The organism is Olivibacter sp. EAT-5 (assembly GCF_044784325.1).
Taxonomy (GTDB): Bacteria; Bacteroidota; Bacteroidia; order Sphingobacteriales; family Sphingobacteriaceae; genus Olivibacter; species Olivibacter oleidegradans.
Genome location: NZ_CP173028.1, coordinates 4,976,488 through 4,998,735, shown reverse-complemented (window position 1 = coordinate 4,998,735; position 22,248 = coordinate 4,976,488). Strand labels below are relative to the sequence as shown.

At 40.3% G+C, this 22,248-nt stretch carries 15 protein-coding genes; 3 read left to right on the top strand and 12 right to left on the bottom strand.

Going from position 1 to position 22,248, the window contains the following annotated elements; translation table 11 throughout:
* Positions 1-59 precede the first annotated feature (59 nt).
* The gene (locus tag ACH11B_RS20865) at positions 60-4,073 is read right to left on the bottom strand and encodes a two-component regulator propeller domain-containing protein (RefSeq protein ID WP_377608758.1); all 4,014 of its coding nucleotides are present in this window, start codon (positions 4,071-4,073) and stop codon (positions 60-62) included.
* 385 nt (positions 4,074-4,458) lie between these two features.
* Between ACH11B_RS20865 and dnaE the strand changes: the two genes are divergently transcribed.
* Together dnaE and trxA are read left to right on the top strand one after the other, a co-directional pair.
* The gene (dnaE, locus tag ACH11B_RS20860) at positions 4,459-8,940 is read left to right on the top strand and encodes a DNA polymerase III subunit alpha (RefSeq protein WP_377608760.1); all 4,482 of its coding nucleotides are present in this window, start codon (positions 4,459-4,461) and stop codon (positions 8,938-8,940) included.
* A 118-nt stretch (positions 8,941-9,058) separates the two neighbouring features.
* On the top strand, positions 9,059-9,379 hold the full coding sequence (gene trxA / locus ACH11B_RS20855) for a thioredoxin (RefSeq protein WP_013667172.1): 321 nt from the start codon (positions 9,059-9,061) through the stop codon (positions 9,377-9,379).
* A gap of 57 nt (positions 9,380-9,436) precedes the next feature.
* Here trxA and ACH11B_RS20850 read toward each other — a convergent pair whose 3' ends face one another.
* The 10 genes from ACH11B_RS20850 to ACH11B_RS20805 all read right to left on the bottom strand — a co-directional run bounded on the left by ACH11B_RS20850 (position 9,437) and on the right by ACH11B_RS20805 (position 17,973).
* A complete protein-coding gene (locus ACH11B_RS20850; RefSeq protein ID WP_013667171.1) occupies positions 9,437-10,627 on the bottom strand; it encodes an aspartate aminotransferase family protein in 1,191 nt (396 codons plus the stop codon).
* A gap of 77 nt (positions 10,628-10,704) precedes the next feature.
* Positions 10,705-11,106: a hypothetical protein gene (locus tag ACH11B_RS20845; RefSeq protein WP_013667170.1), complete on the bottom strand. Its 402-nt coding sequence runs from the start codon at positions 11,104-11,106 to the stop codon at positions 10,705-10,707.
* Positions 11,107-11,112: 6 nt separating this feature from the next.
* Complete coding sequence (locus ACH11B_RS20840) at positions 11,113-11,808, bottom strand: hypothetical protein (RefSeq protein WP_377608763.1); 696 nt, start codon at positions 11,806-11,808, stop codon at positions 11,113-11,115.
* A gap of 42 nt (positions 11,809-11,850) precedes the next feature.
* The gene (locus ACH11B_RS20835) at positions 11,851-12,396 is read right to left on the bottom strand and encodes an RNA polymerase sigma factor (RefSeq protein ID WP_013667168.1); all 546 of its coding nucleotides are present in this window, start codon (positions 12,394-12,396) and stop codon (positions 11,851-11,853) included.
* A 66-nt stretch (positions 12,397-12,462) separates the two neighbouring features.
* Positions 12,463-13,416, bottom strand: a complete 954-nt coding sequence (locus tag ACH11B_RS20830) for a transketolase family protein (protein ID WP_377608765.1) — start codon at positions 13,414-13,416, stop codon at positions 12,463-12,465.
* Between the two features lie 38 nt (positions 13,417-13,454).
* Positions 13,455-14,300 carry a transketolase gene (locus ACH11B_RS20825; protein ID WP_013667166.1) on the bottom strand — a complete coding sequence of 282 codons (846 nt, stop codon included), beginning with the start codon at positions 14,298-14,300 and terminating at the stop codon, positions 13,455-13,457.
* 114 nt (positions 14,301-14,414) lie between these two features.
* Positions 14,415-14,876: a thioredoxin-dependent thiol peroxidase gene (gene bcp / locus ACH11B_RS20820; RefSeq protein ID WP_013667165.1), complete on the bottom strand. Its 462-nt coding sequence runs from the start codon at positions 14,874-14,876 to the stop codon at positions 14,415-14,417.
* A gap of 58 nt (positions 14,877-14,934) precedes the next feature.
* On the bottom strand, positions 14,935-16,650 hold the full coding sequence (locus tag ACH11B_RS20815) for a M23 family metallopeptidase (protein WP_377608767.1): 1,716 nt from the start codon (positions 16,648-16,650) through the stop codon (positions 14,935-14,937).
* Between the two features lie 7 nt (positions 16,651-16,657).
* The gene (locus ACH11B_RS20810; RefSeq protein WP_130855825.1) at positions 16,658-17,269 is read right to left on the bottom strand and encodes a fumarylacetoacetate hydrolase family protein; all 612 of its coding nucleotides are present in this window, start codon (positions 17,267-17,269) and stop codon (positions 16,658-16,660) included.
* A 188-nt stretch (positions 17,270-17,457) separates the two neighbouring features.
* Positions 17,458-17,973 (bottom strand): T9SS type A sorting domain-containing protein, encoded by a 516-nt coding sequence (locus tag ACH11B_RS20805; protein WP_130855826.1) that lies wholly within the window; start codon positions 17,971-17,973, stop codon positions 17,458-17,460.
* Between the two features lie 256 nt (positions 17,974-18,229).
* Here ACH11B_RS20805 and ACH11B_RS20800 point away from each other — a divergent pair, with 256 nt between their 5' ends.
* Positions 18,230-20,176 carry a KUP/HAK/KT family potassium transporter gene (locus ACH11B_RS20800; RefSeq protein ID WP_130855827.1) on the top strand — a complete coding sequence of 649 codons (1,947 nt, stop codon included), beginning with the start codon at positions 18,230-18,232 and terminating at the stop codon, positions 20,174-20,176.
* A gap of 308 nt (positions 20,177-20,484) precedes the next feature.
* Here the strand turns inward: ACH11B_RS20800 and ACH11B_RS20795 are convergent, their stop codons facing one another.
* The gene (locus tag ACH11B_RS20795) at positions 20,485-22,179 is read right to left on the bottom strand and encodes an amino acid permease (RefSeq protein WP_377608769.1); all 1,695 of its coding nucleotides are present in this window, start codon (positions 22,177-22,179) and stop codon (positions 20,485-20,487) included.
* Between the last annotated feature and the right edge of the window lie 69 nt (positions 22,180-22,248).

The following is a 22,248-nucleotide window of genomic DNA, read 5'->3' as shown; positions in this document are numbered from 1 at the left end:
CAATATAGATGTGGATGCTTGCTTTATCGCGTTTTTTCGTCGCAAAAGGTATAGAAAATCTACTGATTCTGTTTATACACAGAAGGCAATACCGCATACATTGCCTTAAAATATTTGCTGAATTGTTTAGGATTATTGAAACCGACTTGATAAGCTACCTCTGCAACACTTAGATTGGATTTTACCAGGAGTTGAGCGGCTTTGCGCAATCGAATATTACGAATAAACTCGGAGGGCGTATGGCCATTTAATGCTAAAAGGCGTTTGTATAAACCTACGCGACTAATGTTTAGGGCTGCCGCTAAATCTTCTACTGAAAATGTCGTGTTGGCTATATTATCTTCCACGATTTTGGCTGCACGCCGTAGAAATTTTTCGTCCTCAGATTCAATGGCGGTGATAGAAGGAATAACTTCAAGTTGTTTTTTATAAGTTCTTTCCAATAATGTCTTTTGCTTTAATAGGTTGTCGATTTTTGCTATTAGCAACTGGAAATGAAAAGGTTTGATGATATAATCTGACGCGCCGGAATCAGTAGCTTTTAGCTGTATCGCTTCATCGCTATAGGCTGTCAATAACATAACGGGTATATGACGGGTTCGGGAATCGTCTTTTATCTTTTTGCATAAGTCAATACCCGAATCGCCGGGCATCTGTATATCCGAAATGATTAAGTCGGGATGTTGCCCAAGTGCTTTTACCCACGCTGATTGTGCATCAAAAGCATAATCCAGTTGAAACTTATACTTTAAGTTTTCATATAGGTAAAAAATCAAATCTTCATCATTATCAACCAAAAGTATTGATGGAAGCTTTTTCCCTTGCTCCCTTTTGTGTTTTTGTGGATGGAGATCGGGTCCAACTTCAGCTAGTGCAGATAGGGCATCGCTGTTTTTTTCAACATTAACAGGTAATGGTAGATCAATTGTAAAGGTGCTACCCACGTTCTCTTGGCTATTGAGTGTAATTGTTCCACCTAGCAGTTGCACGTAATCATGTGTAATTGATAATCCAATACCGTATCCTTGATTGTAAAGGTTCTTGGTGTCAACATGTTGAAAATAACGTTCAAAGATTTTTTCTTGCTGATCTGCGGGTATACCTATTCCTGTATCTTTCACTTTTATTTCTAAGTAATGTGAATTTGCAGCATCTTTTACTGTAAGTATTACCTCCACTTTACCATTTTTGTCGGTGAATTTCAACGCATTACTTAATAAATTAAATGTAATACGTTCGATTTTTTCTTGATCGAAATAGGCGTAAAAGCTGCCTTTATTTGAGATGAATGAGAGTGTTATATGTTTTACGGCCGCCAGATCCATAAAAGAATCAACATGTTCTCTGATGTGCGAGATGATATCACCTAAAGTTAAGTCTATCTTTAGCTTGTTGCTGTCAACCTTTTTTAAATCAAGAAGTTGATTGACTAAATTCAATAACCTTTTGGCATTGCGCTTCATGGTTTGCAACTGAGTCTTTTGTCCCTCATTTAGCTTTTCATCCAGTAATCGATCAATTGGTGCTAGGATGAGACTTAATGGTGTGCGAAATTCATGACTTATGTTAGTGAAAAATTGTGTTTTAGTTCTGTCTAGCTCAACTGCCTGTTTAAAAGCTTCGCGCTCCTGTTGCAGTCGAAATCGGCTTTTTTGTCGTTTCCTTTCAATATGTCGGATCAGTAAAAGCGAGGCACCAAGCAACAGAATGTAAGAGACATAGGCCAGAGGTGTTTTCCAAATGGGGGGAGCAATTTCAATGCGGAGCAAGGTATAGGGATCGCTCCATTGTCCATTATCGAGCGACGCTTTTACCTTGAATTCGTAAACACCCGGATCCAAATTCGTAAAGGTTATTTTGTGATCGCCCTGGTCAGGTAACCAATTGTCATTAAAACCTTCAAGCTGATAGAGAAACCGTCGATGCTCCTTCGTTATATATTCAAGCGGCGAGAAGGTAATTGTAAAAATATTCTGATCATAATTTAGGGATATGTTTTTGGTATAGGTAGGGGAATTGATTAAAATGGAACGACCATGATATTCTTTATCGATTTCCAATGTCTCGTTGAATAATGAGAAGGCTGTTATTACCGGTTTAAATGGCGCTTTTAATTTAGGAATATCCTTTGGGACGATGATGTTAAAACCAGCTGGCCCACCGAAAATAAGCTCTCCCGCTTTTGTTTTGTATACTGCATTTTCATTAAAAGAAAGGCCCTGAAGACCATCTTGGGTATGGTAATTTTTGATATCCGGTAATTCGTTATCGCTTTCCCGATAGTGTATGCATGATAGGCCTTTTAAGGTGCTTACCCAAAGTCTGCCCTGTGCGTCTTCTAATAAATTCAGCGCAAAATTATCAGGTAGGCCATTTGTATTCCGAAAAACTTGAAAGCTATTTGATCCAGGTTTATACAAGTTTAGACCATCTTGTGTAGCAATCCAAATACGGCCATGTTTATCTTGCAATAAATCCGAGATATAGTTATTGCTCAAGCTGTCTTTCCCGGTTCCGGCCGTAAACTTGTAAATGATTTCGTTAGATCGATTCAATATCACAATTCCCTGCGCACCTCCGACCCATAGATGTCCGTTTTTATCTTCCATTATGGCTGATATGTATTTCGGTATGCCTGCATTGTTCACACTGACAAACCGATCGTATTCCGCTTCATAGTAATAAAGCCCGTTTGATAGCGTTCCTACCCATATCCGGCCTCTGCTATCCTGATAGATTTCCCATATATTATTATCATGAGGGTATCCATCTCGATCTGATTCAAGCGGGTATTGCTTAAACGTCTTGCCGTCGAACATATTTAGGCCGCCGTGGTAAGTGCCAACCCAAAGTCTATCTTTTGTATCGAGCAGCATGCTGACAATGATATTGCTACTTAGGTCGTTGGGTAAGTCGGTTTGCTTATAAGTTTTGAACTGATTCTTGGCGCGGTCGAAATACAAAAGACCACCGCCATTTGTACCTATCCATAAATTGCCCTGACGATCTTCTGCAAATCGATTTACATCTTCAAAGGGTAACCCTGTTTGCTTGTTTACCAGCGGGAACATAAAAAGTTGCTTATGATAATAGCTTAGCCCTTGTTTATATGTTCCAACCCATATGATTTGCTGGTCATCCTTATAGAGTGAAATGGTGCTGTTCTGTGCTATCGTGGAAGCATTGGCATCATGATGAAGAATATAGGACACGGAGAAATCCTTTTTGTGTAATAGATTAATTCCACCATGATCAGTTGCTAACCAGATATTGTTGTTTTCATCCTCGGTAATATGGGTAACTACATCCGTATTCAGCGCAGCAGGTTTGCTGTTTTTATGCAGGTGTCTGGCGTCTGTTTTTCCCTTTTGGAGGTAGTAAACACCAAGCGGAACATCTGTTGAGTAAACCCAAAGGTTGTCATGCCGATCACAAAATAGTTTAAAGATTGCACTAGACAAACCATCAACCGCTTTTGTGATCGCTTGAAGACGTTTTCTGCACACGAGGGTTTGAATATCTATAGTCTCTATCAATCCATTTGCGTAAATTGTATGCAATGTTCCATTGCTTTGCGAAAGTGCTATACCGGTTATGTTTTGTCCATTGAGGCTTTGAAGGCGGACGCTCGTTTTTTTTACAGGATTATATCGATATAAGCCATTTCCAACAGTTAGAAACCAAAAATTCCCCTGACTATCTCGCTCTATTTGAATAATGTCTGTAGGTGGTAGTCCATAGGTTTTTAATACGCTATCTACATTCCTGACGAAATTTTCGTGTTTGTCCTGATAGATGTTTAAGCCTTTTTTACTTTTTATCCACAGTTTGTTTTCAGGGCCGATAAACAGATCGATGATATTATTGTCCTTTATGCTGGTAATATTTGCGTTAGAGTGGCGGTAAACCTTGATTTGACGGCCATCGTACCGGTTTAAGCCCGCTGAAGTACCGAACCAAAGAAAACCGGTTGAATCTTTAATAATGGCGCTTATGTGGTTATTGGATAAGCCATGCTGCTCGTTCAACTGGTAGAATCGAATATTACCTATACGTTGTGCTAACGTTGTCATTATGCTAAACAGCATCAAAATCAGGGTATATAGGGTAACTCGTCGCACGGTTAAGCAATTTATTTCAGTGGATCGACAATAGATGATTAGATCAAAACTGTTGGTTATTGTTAGTTTTTGTTCCACCAAACCTATAGAAAATTGGCGTGATTTCCAATTTGCTAAATAACCTTAACTGAAATAAGCGTTCTTTTAACACTATAATATACCGTTAAAAAGCGCAATCTCTGATAGTTTGAACAGAATAGCGGTAGCGGAAAAAAACTTGCTTTCTCTACGGTATAATTTCTGACATATGTGGATACTTTTGTGATCAGGTGGCAAGCGGATACGTTTAATTTTCTGTAGTTTTGTGTCATCTTATTGCTCAATCCATTTAATAGCTATGTACTTAATTTTTGATACTGAAACGACAGGATTACCGAAACGTTGGGATGCACCCATTACCGATACAGATAATTGGCCGCGCTGTGTGCAGATAGCTTGGCAATTACATGACGATATGGGCCGTTTGATTGAGCATCAGGACTATCTGGTTAAGCCGGACGGTTTCAATATTCCTTATGATGCTGAACGGGTCCATGGTATCTCTACCGAGCTAGCTTTAGAACAGGGAATTGATCTGGTCGAAGTGTTGGAAAAGTTCAATATTGCTTTGGATAAAGCCAAGTTTATTGTCGGACAGAATATCGGTTTTGACATCAATATTATGGGTTGTGAGTTTCATCGGATGGGAATTGCCACAACCATGGGCGAGAAGGCGGTATTGGATACCTGTACAGAGGTCACGGCAAATTTGTTACAGCTACCGGGAGGTAGGGGTGGTAAATTTAAACTTCCCAATCTGACAGAGCTGCATGCATATTTATTTGGAGTACCCTTCGCTGAAGCACATAATGCAACCGCCGATGTTGAAGCTACGACACGCTGTTTTCTAGAGCTGATCAAGAAGAATATTTTCACTGCGGCTGAGTTACAAGTTCAGGAAGATTATTTTGAGGTTTTTCGAACGAATAATCCAGATCCTATCGCGGCAGTTGGTTTACAGCATGTTAATCTGAAAGCAGCCTCTGATTCAATTAGGCGACGTTTAAAGGCTGATCAAGATAGCATTTCACAAAAAGAGCTTGACGCCAACAGAGAGGAGCTTAAAGAAGTCGATTACGTACACCTTCATAACCATACGCAATTTTCCATTTTGCAATCGACCATTTCTGTTTCCGATTTAGTGAAGGCCGCCGCTAAGCATAGAATGCCTGCTGTAGCAATTACTGATCATGCAAATATGATGGGCGCTTTTCACTTTGTCAGCAACGTGCTGAATCATAACAAGGCGGCAGAAGCCAAAAATAAAACAGCCGTGGAGAATGGAGAGGAGCCGAGCGAAGTGATCATTAAGCCTATCGTGGGCTGCGAATTTTTTGTTTGTGATAATCATGCGGATAAGACGAGAAAGGACAATGGTTACCAGATTGTAATGTTAGCAAAGAACAAGACAGGCTACCATAACTTGGCCAAGATGTCTTCGTTAGCTTATACTGATGGATTTTATTATGTACCTCGTATCGATAGGAAGATAATTGAGCAATATAAAGAAAACATTATCGTCCTTTCAGGAAACTTATATGGTGAAATACCGAATAAGTTACTCAATATGGGAGAAAACCAGGCGGAGGAAGCTTTGATATGGTGGAAGGAGACTTTCGGTGAGGACTTCTATATCGAATTGATGCGACATGGCCAGGAAGATGAAAATCGTATCAATGCCAGTTTAGTTGAACTGGCAAGGAAACACGGGGTAAAACTTATTGCAACTAACAATACGTACTATATAAACAAGGAAGATGCGCATTCACATGACATTCTTTTATGTGTTCGGGATGCGGAGAAACTAGCGACACCTAAAGGGCGCGGTCGAGGCTTCCGTTACGGACTGCCCAATGAGGAGTACTACTTCAAATCGGGCGAAGAGATGAAGAAACTCTTTACCGACATCCCTGAAGCGATTGCAAACATCCAGGAGATTGTAGACAAGGTAGAGGTTTACTCACTTTATCGTAATGTACTTTTGCCAAAGTTTGATATTCCTGAAGAATTCCAGGTAGCAGAAGATCAGCTGGACGGCGGTAAAAGAGGAGAGAATAAATACCTTCGACATTTAACTTATGTAGGTGCTGCTAAGCGTTATAGCGAGATTACACCGGAGATAAGAGAGCGGCTTGATTTTGAGTTACAAACAATCGAAAAAACCGGTTACCCAGGCTACTTCCTGATTGTACAAGACTTTATTGCGGCGGCTAGAGAAATCGGCGTGTCCGTTGGGCCGGGTCGTGGCTCGGCTGCAGGCTCCGCGGTCGCTTATTGCTTGGGAATTACAAACATCGATCCAATTGCATATGATTTACTTTTTGAGCGTTTCCTAAATCCCGATCGTGTCTCCATGCCGGATATTGACATCGATTTTGATGATGAAGGCCGGGGACGGGTAATGGACTACGTTATAAATAAATATGGCGCCAATCAGGTAGCACAGATTATTACCTATGGTACAATGGCCGCCAAATCTTCTATTCGAGATACGGCAAGGGTGTTGGACTTACCATTATTTGAAGCGGACAAAATTGCGAAACTCGTACCAAACTTAAAGCTCAACAAGCTATTTAATATGGATGCACAGGCCTTGAAGAGCGCTTTAAGAACAGAAGAGCTTGAGAGTGTCCGCGAATTAATCAATTTGGCAAATGGTAATGATCTCGGAGCTGAAACAATCAGGCAGGCGAAAGCATTAGAAGGGTCTGTGAGAAATACAGGAATACATGCCTGTGGCGTAATCATTACGCCGGATGATATTACCAATTTCGTTCCTGTATCCACGGCGAAAGATTCCGAGCTTTACGTAACGCAGTTTGATAACTCGGTGGTTGAAAGCGCAGGTTTATTAAAAATGGACTTTCTGGGTTTGAAAACCTTAACCTTGATTAAGGACACGGTCAGCTTGGTGAAACATACGAAGGGGGTTGAACTAAATCCTGACTTTTTTCCGATTGACGATGTGAAGACCTACGAGCTTTTCCAGCGCGGTGAAACGGTAGGTATTTTCCAATACGAATCGCCCGGCATGCAGAAGTATATGAAGGAGCTAAAGCCGACCGTTTTTGGTGACCTGATTGCTATGAACGCTCTTTATAGACCCGGGCCATTGGAATATATCCCCAGTTTTATCCGACGAAAAAATGGAGAGGAACCCATTACCTACGATTTGGAAGCTTGTGAAGAGTACTTAAAAGAGACCTACGGTATCACCGTTTATCAAGAGCAGGTGATGCTTCTCTCCCAGAAGCTAGCCGGTTTTACCAAAGGTGAAGCGGACGTTTTGCGTAAGGCTATGGGTAAAAAGCAGCGCGATGTACTGGATAAAATGAAACCGAAGTTTGTGCAACAAGCAGCGGAAAAAGGACATGATGAAAAGGTTTTGGAGAAGATATGGAAAGATTGGGAGGCCTTTGCAAGTTATGCCTTTAATAAATCGCACTCCACTTGTTATGCGTGGGTGGCCTACCAAACAGCCTACTTGAAGGCTCATTATCCTGCCGAATATATGGCCGCTGTATTATCCAATAATATGAACGATATCAAGCAAATATCGTTCTTTATGGAAGAGTGTAAACGAATGGGATTAACGGTTTTGGGTCCGGATGTAAATGAATCATTCTACAAGTTTACGGTGAACGACCAGGGAGCTATACGCTTTGGTATTGGTGCAGTAAAAGGAGTTGGAGCCGGCGCTGTAGACACCATTGTGAGCAATAGGGATGAAGGTAAGTATCTATCCATTGCCGACTTTGCCCGGCGCAGTAATCCACGTACAATCAATAAGAAGGTATACGAAAGTTTGGTGTATAGTGGGGCTTTTGACTGTTTTGGTATAAACAGGGCGCAATTCTTCCATGTGCCTGAGGGGCTAAGCCAAAATGGGATAGAGCGTCTAATAAAATATACGAATGATTACCAGTACAACAAAAATAATGCAGCTATGTCATTGTTCGGAGGAACCAGTGATGCGGATATTCCCGAACCATCCTTACCGCCATGCCCTGAATGGGGATTGATGGAGAAGCTGCGTTACGAAAAAAACGTTGTTAGTATGTATATAACCGGGCATCCAATGGATGACTATCGTTTGGAATTGGAGTATTTTTGTCAACACAAGGTGAGTCAACTCCACTTGATTGACAAAATGAAAGCCGGTGCAGGGAAAGATGCTGATAACGGACAGGACGCAGGACTAGAATCTCCAGAGGAAGGAGTAGAAGATGTCAAAACGGAATTTGCTAAGATAAAAAATAAGGATTTAGTAGTAGGAGGGATGGTCACCGCAGTTTACCATGGCATGACCAAAACGGGCAAACCCTATGGACGTATGACCTTTGAGGATTACAGCGATTCGTATGAAATGGCACTTTTTGGTGAAGATTATGTTAAATTTAAAGGGTTTATGAACGAAAACTACTTTTTGCAGATTAGGGGCACAGTTAGTGAACGTTTTCGACAACAAGATAATTGGGAGTTTAAAATCACTTCGATTCAACTATTGTCTGAGCTTCGGGATAAAATGGCGAAATCGATCAGTATTCAGGTACCGCTGCATGAACTGAACAATAAGTTTGTAGATAATCTGCAACAAATTATTCATAAGAATCAGCAGGAACAGGAAATTAGAAATTGTCAATTGAAGTTTGTATTGTTAGACTATGAAAATAAGGTAAGCTTAGAGATGCCTGCAAAGGGCATGAAAGTACATCTAAGTAATGAGTTTTTACAAGATTTGCGAGCTTTAACGGGCGATAGGGGCTATAAGTTAAATTAGTGTCAGATTGTCAGATACTATACTTTGGCAAAGCTTTTGAAAGTTATCTTTGTAATATCAATTCTAGGATGTAGGAAAATCTTGGATATAAATAATAAGCATATAAAATAAAAAGATAATGGCATTAGAAATCACAGATAGCAACTTTGATGAAGTTGTTTTGAAATCAGACAAACCCGTGTTGGTGGATTTTTGGGCAGAGTGGTGCGGACCATGCCGTATGGTAGGACCTGTTGTTGAAGAATTAGCAAAAGATTACGACGGTAAAGTTGTTGTAGGAAAAGTGAACGTGGATCACAACGCCGAAATTTCTACTAAATACGGAATTAGAAATATCCCGGCTTTATTGTTCTTTAAAAACGGTGAGATTGTGGACAAACAAATCGGTGCCGTGCCTAAGTCGGTTTTGGCTAGTAAGTTAGAAGCACAGTTAGCTTAGGTTTTCGCTGTTAGGTATTAGCTGTTAGCAAATTAGCTAATGGCTAAAGCCTAATAGCTATGCTGATAAACGATCCAAACCCTGTTTAATAACCGTACAAGCTGCTATTATTTCTTCCTCTTTAATAATTAATGGCGGAGAAACGCGCAAAGCCGTTTCGTGATGTAAAAACCAATCGATCATGACGCCATTTTCTGCACAGTATTTACTAACAGCTTCGACTTGCTGAAAAGACGTTAGCTGAATGCACATCATGAGGCCAATGCCTCTTACTTCTTTTATGAGTGGGTGCTTCAAATGAGCTTTGAATATTTCATGTTTCTGTGGAACAGTATCCATTAATTTCTCTTCCAAAATAACCGTTAAGGACGCCAGCGCTGCAGCACACGATACAGGATGTCCGCCGAAGGTGGTAATATGACCTAAGATCGGATTTTCTTTAATAACATCCATTATTTCTCTTCTAGCAATAAATGCCCCTATAGGCATACCTCCACCTAAGCCTTTTGCAGTTAATAATATATCCGGGACAATACCATAATGCTCAAAAGCGAAAAGTTTTCCAGTTCGTCCCAGCCCTGTCTGTATTTCATCTAGTATAAGAAGAGCTCCCGTCTCATTGCAACGTTTACGTAGCTGTTGCATATAATTTATATCCGGCACACGGATGCCAGCCTCTCCCTGTACGGCCTCAAGCACTACGCCAGCGGTATCTGTGGTGATTTTTGAGAGATCGTTGAGTTCGTTATAGTTGATATAAGTTATATTAGGAAGCAAAGGCTCATATGGTATTTTATATTTTTCATCTCCCATTAAACTGAGAGCACCTTGCGTACTTCCATGATAGGCCTTCTTCGCAGCAATAAACGCGGAGCGTCCGGTGTATTTTTTAGCTATTTTCATCGCTCCTTCAGTTGCTTCGGCGCCCGAATTTACGAAATAGATGTTGTTCAGGGTAGAAGGGAGTTGCTCTAACAACTTAGTAGCCAAGGCCACCTGAGGTGCTTGAATAAATTCGCCATATACGGTAACGTGGAGATATTTTTCCAGTTGATCGCGAATAGCCGTTAAAACTCGAGGATGCCGATGTCCGATATTACTAACAGCGAAGCCTGATACTAGATCCATATACTTTTGGCCGTCGGGCCCATAAAGGTAAAGCCCTTCTGCTTTTTCAATTTCTATTAATCGTGGGCTTGTAGACGTTTGTGCGGTATTCAATAAAAAAAGTTGGCGATTACTTAACATAGAAATCCTTTCAATTCACTCTGTGCGTCGAAGGTACAGATTTAAAATAGTATAGAGGTACGGGCGATAAAGATCTTTTACTCGTTTCGCCGGTCTTTCAACTCCTGCAATAGTTGCTCCCTAAATTCTCGCTCCGCTTCAAAGAATTTAGCGGTTCGTTGTGCATTTATTATAGGAATAAAAGCGTCACGATAACGCATCTTCAAAGCTAAGACCTCCGAGTCATAGTCTAATTCACTTCTCTTTTTTCCAGTTTTAGTTCGCCGTTGATGAATCAGTGCCCGCATTTCCCGCTGGTATTGATTATATAAGGGGAAAAAACGTTCAGCATCAGCCGGACTTAAGGAAAGTTCTTTGGTTATGTAAGCTATCTTGGCAGCTTCAATCTGCTTAAATCGATTCTGCTGATCTCTATCTTGAGCCTTCAGCGTGAAGATAGAAGCAACCAACAGTATATATGTAAAAAGTAATTTCTTCATTTCAAGTTAGATACTGTAATCCAAATAGGCTTCTATATCTTCTTCTGAAAATTTGGGTTTATCCATTTGAATGACACCATCAAATTGAGCTTCAAGAAAAGCAGCGTCTCCCGGTTCACTATAATACTCCAGATAGTTCACAATTTCATTATCGGGAATGCTTTTCAAAGTACGTTCAAAATTGTTGGATTGATACTGAAAGAAACCGTAAACACCTAAGCCGATTGCTATGCAAGCCGCTGCCGCATAGCCGATCCAGGTTAGATTCCGATTTTTCCTTCTTATTGGAAATGCAATCTCCCTTGTCTTTTCGTTTTTAGCTGTGGAAACTATCGCTTGATTGATTTTTTTATCTAATTGATCAAAATAATTTTGCGGTGTGACAAAACCCGAGGTCGTAACTTTTTCCCTTAGTTTTTCGATGAAAGGGTGATATTCAGTATCTTCAAACGTAGAATTTGCCAGTGTCAGGTTGTCTTCCTTTTCTATTTTGGCAATGATATGGTCACTAAGTGATTCAAAATACCCCTTTGGTAAAGTGAAGCTTTTCTCCATATCGGAAATGATGGAGACACGTTGCATGATGTTAGCTTCCAATCGATCAAAGTAATCCGTAGGCACAATAAATGGCGTATCCTTTGGATTAGGCGGCACCCCTTGTATGCCAGCTAAATCATCTTGATAATTACGTTCATTGTCCATAGTGCTCATAGTAACTCTTAGATATAGATTACGCTAAAAGGTTTAATCGTTATCACTAAAAAATTGTTCAATTTTTTTTACGGCTAAATGATAGGATGCTTTTAGCGCACCAACACTTGTTCCCAGGATTTCAGAAATTTCGTCATATTTTAGATCATCGAAATATTTCATATTAAAAACCAGTCGCTGTTTCTCCGGTAAGGTTAATAAAGCTTGCTGTAATTTTAGTTGAGCTTGGTTTCCGTTGAAGTAACTTGAGGTAGTGAGGGTGTCCGACAAATAGGAAGCAGAATCATCATCTAAGGATATACTTTGATACTGCTTCTTTTTATTTAAAAATGTAATACACTCATTGGTTGCGATACGATAAAGCCATGTGTATAGCTGCGCATCGGCTCTAAAGTTCTCCAGATTTTTCCAAACTTTTACAAAAATATCCTGCACCAAATCATCCGCGTCATCGTGATCTACTACCAGTCTACGGACATGCCAGTAAATCCGCTGCTGGTATTTTTTTAGCAATAAATTAAAAGCCTCATTTCGAGTTCTTTCGTTAGAGAATTTTTCAATTATTATTGAATCTTCCATTAGAGAGCTTGATGGTTGATAACAACGGAAGGAAACCTGTTACCTTCCGTTGCTAACCTAAACCATTTATTTTCTTTTGATAACTTTCTGAGCGGCGCTAACAATACTCGCAGCATTTAGTCCGTATTTCTCCATTAATTGTGCAGGTGTGCCACTTTCTCCGAAGCTGTCGTTAACAGCAACATATTCTTGGGGAGCTGGATGGTTTTTAACCAACACTTGGGATACGCTATCACCTAAGCCGCCAAGACGGTTGTGCTCTTCTGCTGTCACCACACAGCCGGTTTTAGCCACAGACTTTAAGATTGCTTCTTCGTCCAAAGGTTTAATGGTATGAATATTTATAATTTCAGCGTCTATTCCCAATGCAGCAAGCTGTTCTCCTGCTTGAATAGCTTCCCAAACTAAGTGACCGGTTGCAATAATCGTAACATCGGAACCCTCGTTTACCATCCAAGCTTTGCCGATTTCAAATTTTTGATCCGGGTCGGTAAAGATTGGTACGACAGGGCGGCCGAAACGAAGATAAACAGGACCATCGTAGTCGGCGATCGCGATCGCTGCGGCTTTTGTCTGGTTATAATCGCAAGGATTAATCACCGTCATACCGGGCAACATTTTCATTAAACCGATATCTTCCAATATCTGATGGGTAGCGCCATCTTCGCCTAATGTTAGACCGGCATGTGAGGCACATATTTTAACATTTTTTCCGGAGTAAGCGATAGACTGGCGGATTTGATCATAAACTCTTCCCGTGGAGAAGTTTGCGAAGGTTCCGGTGTAGGGGATTTTTCCGCCAATGGTTAAACCGGAAGCAATTCCCATCATATTAGCTTCAGCAATTCCTATCTGGAAGAATCTTTCCGGAAAATCTTTGATGAATGCATCCATTTTTAATGATCCAACTAAATCGGCACACAGTGCAACGACATTACTGTTTTTTTTGCCTACTTCATGTAAACCAGCTCCAAAGCCCGAACGCGTGTCTTTCTTGTCCGTATATGTATATTTCTTCATTTCGTAATATTGAATAGTGTATGACCAAGTCAGGTCAATTAATAATCTCCTAAAGTTTCTTCAAGCTGTGCTAGTGCTGTAGCTAGCTGTTCATCATTGGGTGCTACACCATGCCATTTATGAGATCCCATCATAAAATCAACGCCATATCCCATTTCGGTATGCATAAGAATCATAACCGGTTTTCCTTTTCCGGTACGGCTTTTCGCTTCCGTTAAGGTTTCGATGAGCTGCGCCATATCGTTACCTTTTGCCTCCAAAACATCCCATCCGAAAGCCTCCCATTTGGCTTTTAAATTACCTAAAGAAAGTACACGTTCGGTTGGGCCATCGATTTGTTGACCGTTTAAATCAATCGTTGCGATAAGGTTATCCACTTTATTATGTGGTGCATACATGGCAGCTTCCCATACTTGGCCTTCTTGCAATTCACCATCGCCCATTAAAACATAAACCAATTTATCATCCGCATTTAATTTTTTCGCACGGGAAGCTCCGATTGCCACGGAAAGTCCTTGACCAAGAGAGCCAGAAGCAACACGCACACCCGGCAAATGTTCATGTGTTGTTGGATGCCCTTGCAGCCTGGAATCAATCTTTCTAAAAGTTGCTAGTTCACTTTTGTCGAAGTATCCGGCACGTGCCAAGGTGCTGTAAAATACGGGAGATATATGTCCATTGGACAAAAAGAAAATGTCTTCTCCAATACCATCCAAGTTGAACGTGGGATTGTGTTCCATTTGATGGAAATAGAGAGCTACGAAAAAGTCTGCACATCCCAGTGATCCTCCCGGATGGCCGGACTGGCAACCATGTACCATGCGTACGATATCTCGACGTACTTGCTTTGCTATGTTTTCAAGTTTTGCTATGTCTGCACTCATTATAATTTGTGTTAAACGATATTAAGATGCTAAGATAAATATTTTTAGTTATTAGCCGTTAATTAATAGTTGTTAATTTGACACTTATATTGGTTGGTCTTTTAAATAAATGGTCTATTTTACCAAATCCCGTATCTGGCGGGAAGCATTTTTATTATCGACCTTTCTGATGATATGTTCAATGATTCCCTTTTCATTGATCACAAAGGTAGTTCTGGCTGTTCCCATGTATTTTCTACCATACATATTTTTCTCCACCCAAACACCGTAGTCCTCAACTATCTTTTTATCCTCATCAGCCAATAAGTTGAAAGGGAGTTCATACTTGCTGATAAACTTTTGATGCGATTGTTCACTGTCAATACTCACTCCTAATACCTCATATCCATCTTGAAGGAGAGACTGATAATTATCTCTAAAGTTACAGGCTTCGGTGGTGCAGCCCGGTGTATTATCTTTCGGGTAAAAGTATAAAATCACTTTTTTACCTAAATAGTCTTTCAGTTCTACGGTTTCACCTTTTTGATTTTTGGCCTTAATCGCCGGTGCTTTATCACCTTCTTTTAGTTCTTTCATTTTTTTAGTTATTAGATTTTAGCCGTTAGCTAATGACTAATAGCCAATGGCTGACAGCTTATTTCACAAAATCCGCCTCAAATACTTTTTCGTTGTCTTTCCAGTCTTTTACACGCAATTTGAACCGATGCCTTCCTTTAGGGAGGTTGTCGTCAAAGGTATGTCGGAGAGATGCACTTTTGGGATCATATTCCATTAATATCCATTGATCATCTATGTAGCCCTCAAATGACTGAATTCCTGACAAATTATCGGATATTTTGAAGTTAATCCGACTGTAGGCACTCATATTTTTGTTTGCAGAGAGATTAAGCGAACGGATAATGGGAGCGACGGTATCAACGGTGATATAAAAACTTCCCAGGGTTCTTGCAGTCGTCATAACAAAACCATCTTTATAAATGCCTCCTTGCGAATCGCCTTGCGCATTTACAATAAGAGCTTTGGATTGCAAGTTGCGGGGCACGTCCTGCGCATTAATTGCCAAGCTATATCCCTGATGCACCGGAACCATGCGGTTATGGATGTGCTGTAGATGCGAATAAGCACCTTTTGGACGCGTGCCTTGATCGTATCTAAAATATAAATCGCTGTATAGGCTGCCTTTAGGCAAGCTAATCTTTATCGCGTCATTTTCAAATTGGTTATCTTGCCCATAATAAAAGAAAGTCGTTCCTTCGTGATTCTTTTTTGCTATCGTATACTGAGGATCGTTTCTGACTTCGAATGATAAAGTACTCACATTGCCCATTATATCTTTTACTTTATAAAGAAGCCGATGACTCTGTTGATCTTTAATATGGATGATACCCCGATTATGAAGATTGTGGTAAATTTCTAGTTTGTTCCCTTGTTCCACGAAGCTCTTTTGTATTCTTCTTTTATGTAATATATAAGACGCATAATCAATATGTGCATTAATGGCTCGACTATTGTCAAAAGAAAAGCTTTCCCAGGCCGCTGTATAAATGTTCTTTCCATCCAAGAAAAGTTCAATGGAGTATACGCCGTTTCGATTGGCCGATGCAGAATTGAGGTCGGAAGCTACAATTCCAAAAGCGGTTGGTCCGTTGATGATGATCGTTTTTGTCGGGGTGATTTTATATTCACCACCGGTCCCCGAAACCTGAAAGTGTTCTCTTTCTGTGTTTTCGTCGTATGTATCGCTTCCGAATCGATATACCGTTAAAGCGCTAATAGTAGGGGGGACCCTGTCGGGAATTGTCAGTCCAAAAAGTTGAGCGTTAATGGTATGCTCGGTCTTAGTATCTCTAAGTTCAAAATGCAAATGGGGTCCTGCGGACCCACCGGTATTCCCCGAGAATGCGATGATGTCTCCCTTCTTCACCGGAATCATCGTGGCAGTCAACGGAAAATCTACATCAAATCTTTTTTCATTGTATTGCTTATCTTTTACAAGTGTGGCGATTTTTGCATTGAATTGTTGTAGATGCATATAAACGCTGGTATAACCATTTGGATGATCTATATAAAGCGCATTTCCGCCACCGCCTATTTGGACGCGGGCACGAGAAATAAAGCCATCAGCTACGGCGTAAATCGGATAACCCTCTCGCTGATTCGTCCTATAGTCTGTTCCAGAATGAAAATGGTTTGACCTCAATTCACCAAAGCTTCCGGCTGCCTGCGGCGCTAGGTCTAGCGGAGGACGAAAATAGTTCTGCGGGTATTGTTTTTGCTGAACGCGCGAATCTTGAGCTTCTACTGGAAGCATGAAATGGAGAAATAGCGCGGTAATATAGAGAAGTTTCATCCGCAATTTACTTTATATTGAAATCAAGTAGCTTTTGGTCTTCAATATAACCTTCCAAATGATCGCCGATAGCCACAGGGCCTACGCCGGCAGGTGTTCCTGTAAAGATTAGATCGCCCTTACGGAGTGTAATGTATTCGCTTACAAAGGATATAATGCTCTCAAAAGAAAAGATCAAATTGTTTGTATTCCCTATCTGAACTTCTTCTCCGTTTTTCTTTAAACAAAAATTAATGTTATAGATATCTGCAAAAGTGTTTTTTGGAATCAAAGTACTAACGGGCGCCGATTGATCAAAGGCTTTTGCCAGTTCCCAGGGTAGACCTTTTTGTTTATGTTCTGCTTGAAGATCGCGTGCTGTAAAATCGATTCCCAAACCGATGGAATCATAATAGGTATCAGCAAATTTTCGCTGAACATGCTTTCCCTCTTTGCAAATTCGGATCACTATCTCAATTTCGTGATGGACTTCCTTTGAAAAATCAGGTAGATAAAAATCTTTATTGTCTTTAAGTATTGCTGTATCCGGTTTCAAAAAAATTACAGGCTTTTCCGGTACAGGATTGTTTAATTCGTGGGCATGGGCTACATAGTTTCTACCGATTGCTATAATTTTCATTTAATAATTTGTTTTAAAGTGGCAATGAAGCTTGCCTGCTTACCGCAGGCAGGTTTCTGTAAATATACCCCCAAACCTACTACAAAAAAAAATTGCAACGAATTTTTTGATTGTTAATTTAAATAAAAAAACCATCCGTTTCCAATTGGAGCGGATGGTTTCGAATCAGAAAAGTAATTAGTTTTTATCTAGAGCACTTCAATTCGCTTAACAATAGTTTCTGTACCGGCAACAACACGGATAAAGTAAAATCCCTGGTTAAGCTTACTACCCAAGTTAAAAGTGTTGCTTTGTTCTCCCGCAGACAGACGTTGTGAAAGCAAAGTAGTTACTTCATTTCCCAACGCATCCATCACTTTGATGGACACATTACTATCTTTGTTTAGTTTAAAGGACAAACTCAGTTGATCTGAAATTTGGTTTGGAAAAACCTTCACATTACTGAGCAGCTTTTCATTTTCGGTCCCCTCCATCTTTTGTGCCCCCATTAAGGGAGAAAAGGGTTTGAATCCAAAGTGCAGATCGCTGACCTTATAGGCTTTGTGATCGGAAATTCGACTCTTCTGCATGGGTGTTTGCTGCTTTCTCGATGCGGAATCCATTTCTAGACTGAGAGAAGCCGCTGCATGCGTGTCTATTTTTGCTAGCGTAAAGACTACACTTAAAATAAAAAGATATAGAATAGAAAAGTATTTATATGCCATAGGTGTCGCTTCAAATAGTTATTGCAAAAAAAGAGAAGTGGATCGTCACAAAGGGAAACACTTCACCAGTTAGCTTGACTACAAAAATACAATAAATATATTTCAATTTTTAGAACAAAGCAAAAAAAAGATAGTTTTTAACAATTTTTAACAACTTTTTTCGTTTGCTCTGTTTTTGAATTGATTGGAAATGAGACATGCTTTCAAATATCAATATATTAGCTACATTTGCCTCGTAAATTAGAAAAATTAATCAGTGGAAAAATCAAAAGATTTACACAAGTTAAGCGCTGCGGGTTTATTGGTTAGTTTGGGGGTGATATACGGCGACATAGGAACCTCTCCTTTATATGTATTCAAAGCCATTATAGGTGACGATGTTATCACATCTGAGTTGATTTATGGGGGATTATCCTGTATTTTTTGGACTTTGACTTTACAAACTACCATAAAATACGTTATCATCACGTTAAAGGCCGATAATAAGGGAGAGGGTGGGATTCTGTCTCTATTCTCGCTAGTCAAACGGAGAGCTAAGTGGTTAATATTTCCGGCCATGGTTGGAGCTGCCGCTATGCTTGCTGACGGGATGATTACGCCACCAATCACCGTATCTTCCGCAATTGAAGGGTTGAAAATCTATAACAAAGATTTGCCCACTGTTCCCATTGTGATCGGCATCATTTCTGTTTTATTTGTTATTCAACGATTTGGAACATCGGTGGTGGGAAGAGTGTTTGGTCCGCTGATGTTTGTTTGGTTTACGATGATGGGGGTTTTAGGCTTACGTTACTTGGTTGATATGCCCGAAATTATTGCAGCTATCAACCCGTATTATGCCATTAAACTTCTAATTAATTATCCGAATGCATGGTTGATTTTAGGAGCGGTATTCTTGTGTACTACAGGTGCTGAAGCACTTTATTCAGATTTGGGCCATTGTGGGCGCGCGAATGTTAGAATAAGCTGGATTTACGTAAAAACCTGCCTGTTAATGAATTATTTTGGTCAAGGCATTTGGTTAGCACAGCATCAAGGTGCCTATCTAAACGATCAGAATCCTTTCTACCTCTTGATGCCGGAGTGGTTTTTGACGATTGGCATTACCATTGCAACGATAGCAGCTATTATCGCATCGCAAGCTATGATATCGGGATCGTTTACCCTGATTGCTGAGGCGGTGCGACTTAATATCTGGCCGAAAGTGAAAATTAACTATCCAAGTAATCAAAAAGGCCAGTTGTACGTGCCATCTGTAAATTTACTTTTATGGATCGGCTGTATGGTCGTAATTTTAATATTCAAAGAGTCGCGCAATATGGAAGCGGCCTACGGATTAGCCATCAATACCACCTTTCTAGCAACAACTGTCTTAATGGTAGCGTATCTTTTCAAAAAGCATACACCACGGTATTTGATTGCGCTTTTTTTCATCATTTACATGGGGATAGAACTGGCTTTTTTAGCGGCAAACGGCGCCAAAATTGCTCATGGTGGATGGCTGACGCTGCTTTTGGCGAGTGTGCTTTTTGCTGTTATGCTTTGTTGGTGGTGGGCTCGAAAGATAAAGAATAATTTTGTACGCTATGTTGATATAGAGGATTATTATCCTATATTAAGTGAATTGACAGAAGATGAAACAGTGCCTCGCTATGCTTCTCAACTTGTATACCTGACCAGCGCCAATTTTAGATCGGAAATAGAGTCGAAAATTGTTTATTCTATTCTTCAGAAGAAACCAAAACGCGCTGATGTATACTGGCTGGTTCATGTTGATGTGACCGATGAACCCTATACAAATGAATATAAAGTGGATCACCTAGTTAAGGGCAAGTTGATACGAATTGATTTTCGTTTAGGATTTAGAGTCGAACAACGTATTAGCCTGTTATTCCGAAAGGTAGTAGAAGAGTTAGTGAAAAACCAGGAGGTAGAGATTACAAGTAGGTATAAAACCTTGAAGAAATATAATATGGTGGGTGACTTTCGATTTGTGGTACTCGAAAAAGTGGTTTCAAGGTCTAATAATCTAGGGTTCATGGAACGTATCGTAATGGATGCCTATAATCTGCTGAGGCATTTCAGTTTATCAGAAGAAAGAGGTTTCGGCTTAGATTCCAGCTTCGTGACCATTGAACGTGTACCACTTGTCATTTCGGGTACAAAAGAAATTAACATCAAACGAAGTTATTGGAAGCAGTAGGTTCGGTTAATTAGCCAATTAGTTAATTAGCCAATTAGCCAATTATTCGTAAGTGTTTGCTTTTTCGGCACTCATGAGCTCCCTACGGTCGGTTAGACAATGTGATAATAGCGGGGTTAGGTGATAGTTGAGTTGTTAAATTGTTAAGTAGTTTACTTAGTCGATGAGCCAATTATTCGTAAATGTTTGTTTTTTCGGCACTCATGGGCTCCCAACGGTCGGTTAGCCAATGTAATGGTGGTGGGTTAGGTGGTTGTGGCAGTTGTACTTACATACCGACAGGGTAACTAAAGCTTAAAGCTTATCGCCTAAAGCCTATGGTTAACATTCAATTTTGACTTTCTATAGCCGTAAATGAAGTAGATGATAAGACCTATAACGAGCCAACCAATAAATATAATCCAGTTGCTTGCGCCAAGTTCAGTCATGAGGTAAAGATTTACCAAAATACCGGCTACCGGGAGTGTCGAGAAGTTGTATTTGTAGCTGAGAACAGTGAGTATGACCCAAGTAAGCCAGAAGATTATTGTGAGCGATTTATGTTCGATTAATTCCACGGCAGAGAGATCAACCCATTCTTTTATCGTTGCTTTACCATAAATGAACAGACCTAGCACTGTTATTAAGAGGGCTAAACCGACTATATATTTGCCGTTGACGTAAGGAACCCGGAACTTTGATTGTTTTGAGATCCCTTGATGATCTAAATATAAAACACCACCACAAACCAATATAAAGGCAAAGAAGGTACCTACACTGGTTAAGTCTACAAAGAAATCCATTCTAAAGAATAGCGCAGGAATCGTAACCACGATACCGGCAATAATGGTGGCAAAGCCAGGTGTTTTATACTTGGGATGAATACTGGCAAATTTTTTCCATAATAGACCATCTCGGCTCATCGTCATCCAAATGCGTGGTTGACCCAATTGAAAAACCAATAAGGCACTGGTAATAGCTATAACAGAGCTAATGGAGATGACTCCTGCCATAAAATCTAATCCTGTTGATTGAAATACAAAGGCTAAGGGATCATTCACGTTCAATTCTTTATAGTTCACCATTCCTGTTAGCACAAGCGTTATTAATACATATAAAACGGTACAGATTAAAAGGCAGTAGATCATAGCACGTGGGAGGTCACGTTGTGGATTCTTACATTCCTCCGCTGTAGTTGAAATGGAGTCAAAACCGATGAACGCAAAGAACACAGCTGCAACACCACTTAAAATTCCTTGAATTCCATTAGGTGCGAAAGGACTCCAGTTTGCCGGTTTAACATAAAAAGCACCCCCGATAATAACAAAAAGCACCACGCTGACTTTAAGAATGACCATGATGTTGCTTGCAGTTCTTGATTCTTTAATGCCAATATAGACCAGCCACGTCACCAAAATCGTAATAAGGCCAGCCGGAAGGTTGCAAACAAGGGCAATATTACCTAAGTGGGGAGCTTGTTCATAGGCCGCTGCTGCAATTTTTTCAGAAGAACTGAGAGCTTCGGAACCCGCTTGTTGTAGTTTGTGGAAAGCTTCATAGGCGCCTTCGGAAGAAGTTGTAAGCCACAGTGGAAGTCGGATGCCGAAGCCCTTTAGCATGCTTACAAAGTATTCAGACCACGAGATGGCAACCACCATGTTGGACACTGCATATTCCAAAATAAGTGCCCATCCGATTATCCATGCGAATATTTCACCGAATGCAACATAGGCATAAGTATAGGCACTTCCGGAAACCGGGACGGTGCTTGCAAATTGCGCATAAGAAAGCGCAGTAAATACACATGCTATCGCTGTAAAAACGAATAAAAGCGAAACTGCCGGACCACCGTTATAGCTTGCTAATCCTATTGTACTAAAGATACCCGCCCCAACAATAGCCGCTATACCGAGCGAAACTAGATCTTTTACGCCTAGGACTTTTGCTAATCCTCCGCTTCCTTGATGATACGTGTCTTTTTGGATTTGCTCAACGGTTTTTTTGCGGAAGAGTTTATGAGCCATACGATGTTTGGTTGTTAAACAGCAATTAAAATTAAGGCCCAAACATAAAAAAAATATTTTATTCCGTTG

Excerpts from the sequence above, each read along its gene's own strand:
- ACH11B_RS20835 (WP_013667168.1), bottom strand. The coding sequence starts at position 12,396 with ATGGAAGATTCAATAATAATTGAAAAATTCTCTAACGAAAGAACTCGA.
- ACH11B_RS20830 (WP_377608765.1), bottom strand. The coding sequence starts at position 13,416 with ATGAAGAAATATACATATACGGACAAGAAAGACACGCGTTCGGGCTTT.
- ACH11B_RS20795 (WP_377608769.1), bottom strand. The coding sequence starts at position 22,179 with ATGGCTCATAAACTCTTCCGCAAAAAAACCGTTGAGCAAATCCAAAAA.
- ACH11B_RS20815 (WP_377608767.1), bottom strand. The coding sequence starts at position 16,650 with ATGAAACTTCTCTATATTACCGCGCTATTTCTCCATTTCATGCTTCCA.
- dnaE (WP_377608760.1), top strand. The coding sequence starts at position 4,459 with ATGTACTTAATTTTTGATACTGAAACGACAGGATTACCGAAACGTTGG.
- ACH11B_RS20840 (WP_377608763.1), bottom strand. The coding sequence starts at position 11,808 with ATGGACAATGAACGTAATTATCAAGATGATTTAGCTGGCATACAAGGG.
- ACH11B_RS20845 (WP_013667170.1), bottom strand. The coding sequence starts at position 11,106 with ATGAAGAAATTACTTTTTACATATATACTGTTGGTTGCTTCTATCTTC.
- bcp (WP_013667165.1), bottom strand. The coding sequence starts at position 14,876 with ATGAAAGAACTAAAAGAAGGTGATAAAGCACCGGCGATTAAGGCCAAA.
- trxA (WP_013667172.1), top strand. The coding sequence starts at position 9,059 with ATGGCATTAGAAATCACAGATAGCAACTTTGATGAAGTTGTTTTGAAA.
- ACH11B_RS20805 (WP_130855826.1), bottom strand. The coding sequence starts at position 17,973 with ATGGCATATAAATACTTTTCTATTCTATATCTTTTTATTTTAAGTGTA.
- ACH11B_RS20850 (WP_013667171.1), bottom strand. The coding sequence starts at position 10,627 with ATGTTAAGTAATCGCCAACTTTTTTTATTGAATACCGCACAAACGTCT.
- ACH11B_RS20810 (WP_130855825.1), bottom strand. The coding sequence starts at position 17,269 with ATGAAAATTATAGCAATCGGTAGAAACTATGTAGCCCATGCCCACGAA.
- ACH11B_RS20825 (WP_013667166.1), bottom strand. The coding sequence starts at position 14,300 with ATGAGTGCAGACATAGCAAAACTTGAAAACATAGCAAAGCAAGTACGT.
- ACH11B_RS20865 (WP_377608758.1), bottom strand. The coding sequence starts at position 4,073 with ATGACAACGTTAGCACAACGTATAGGTAATATTCGATTCTACCAGTTG.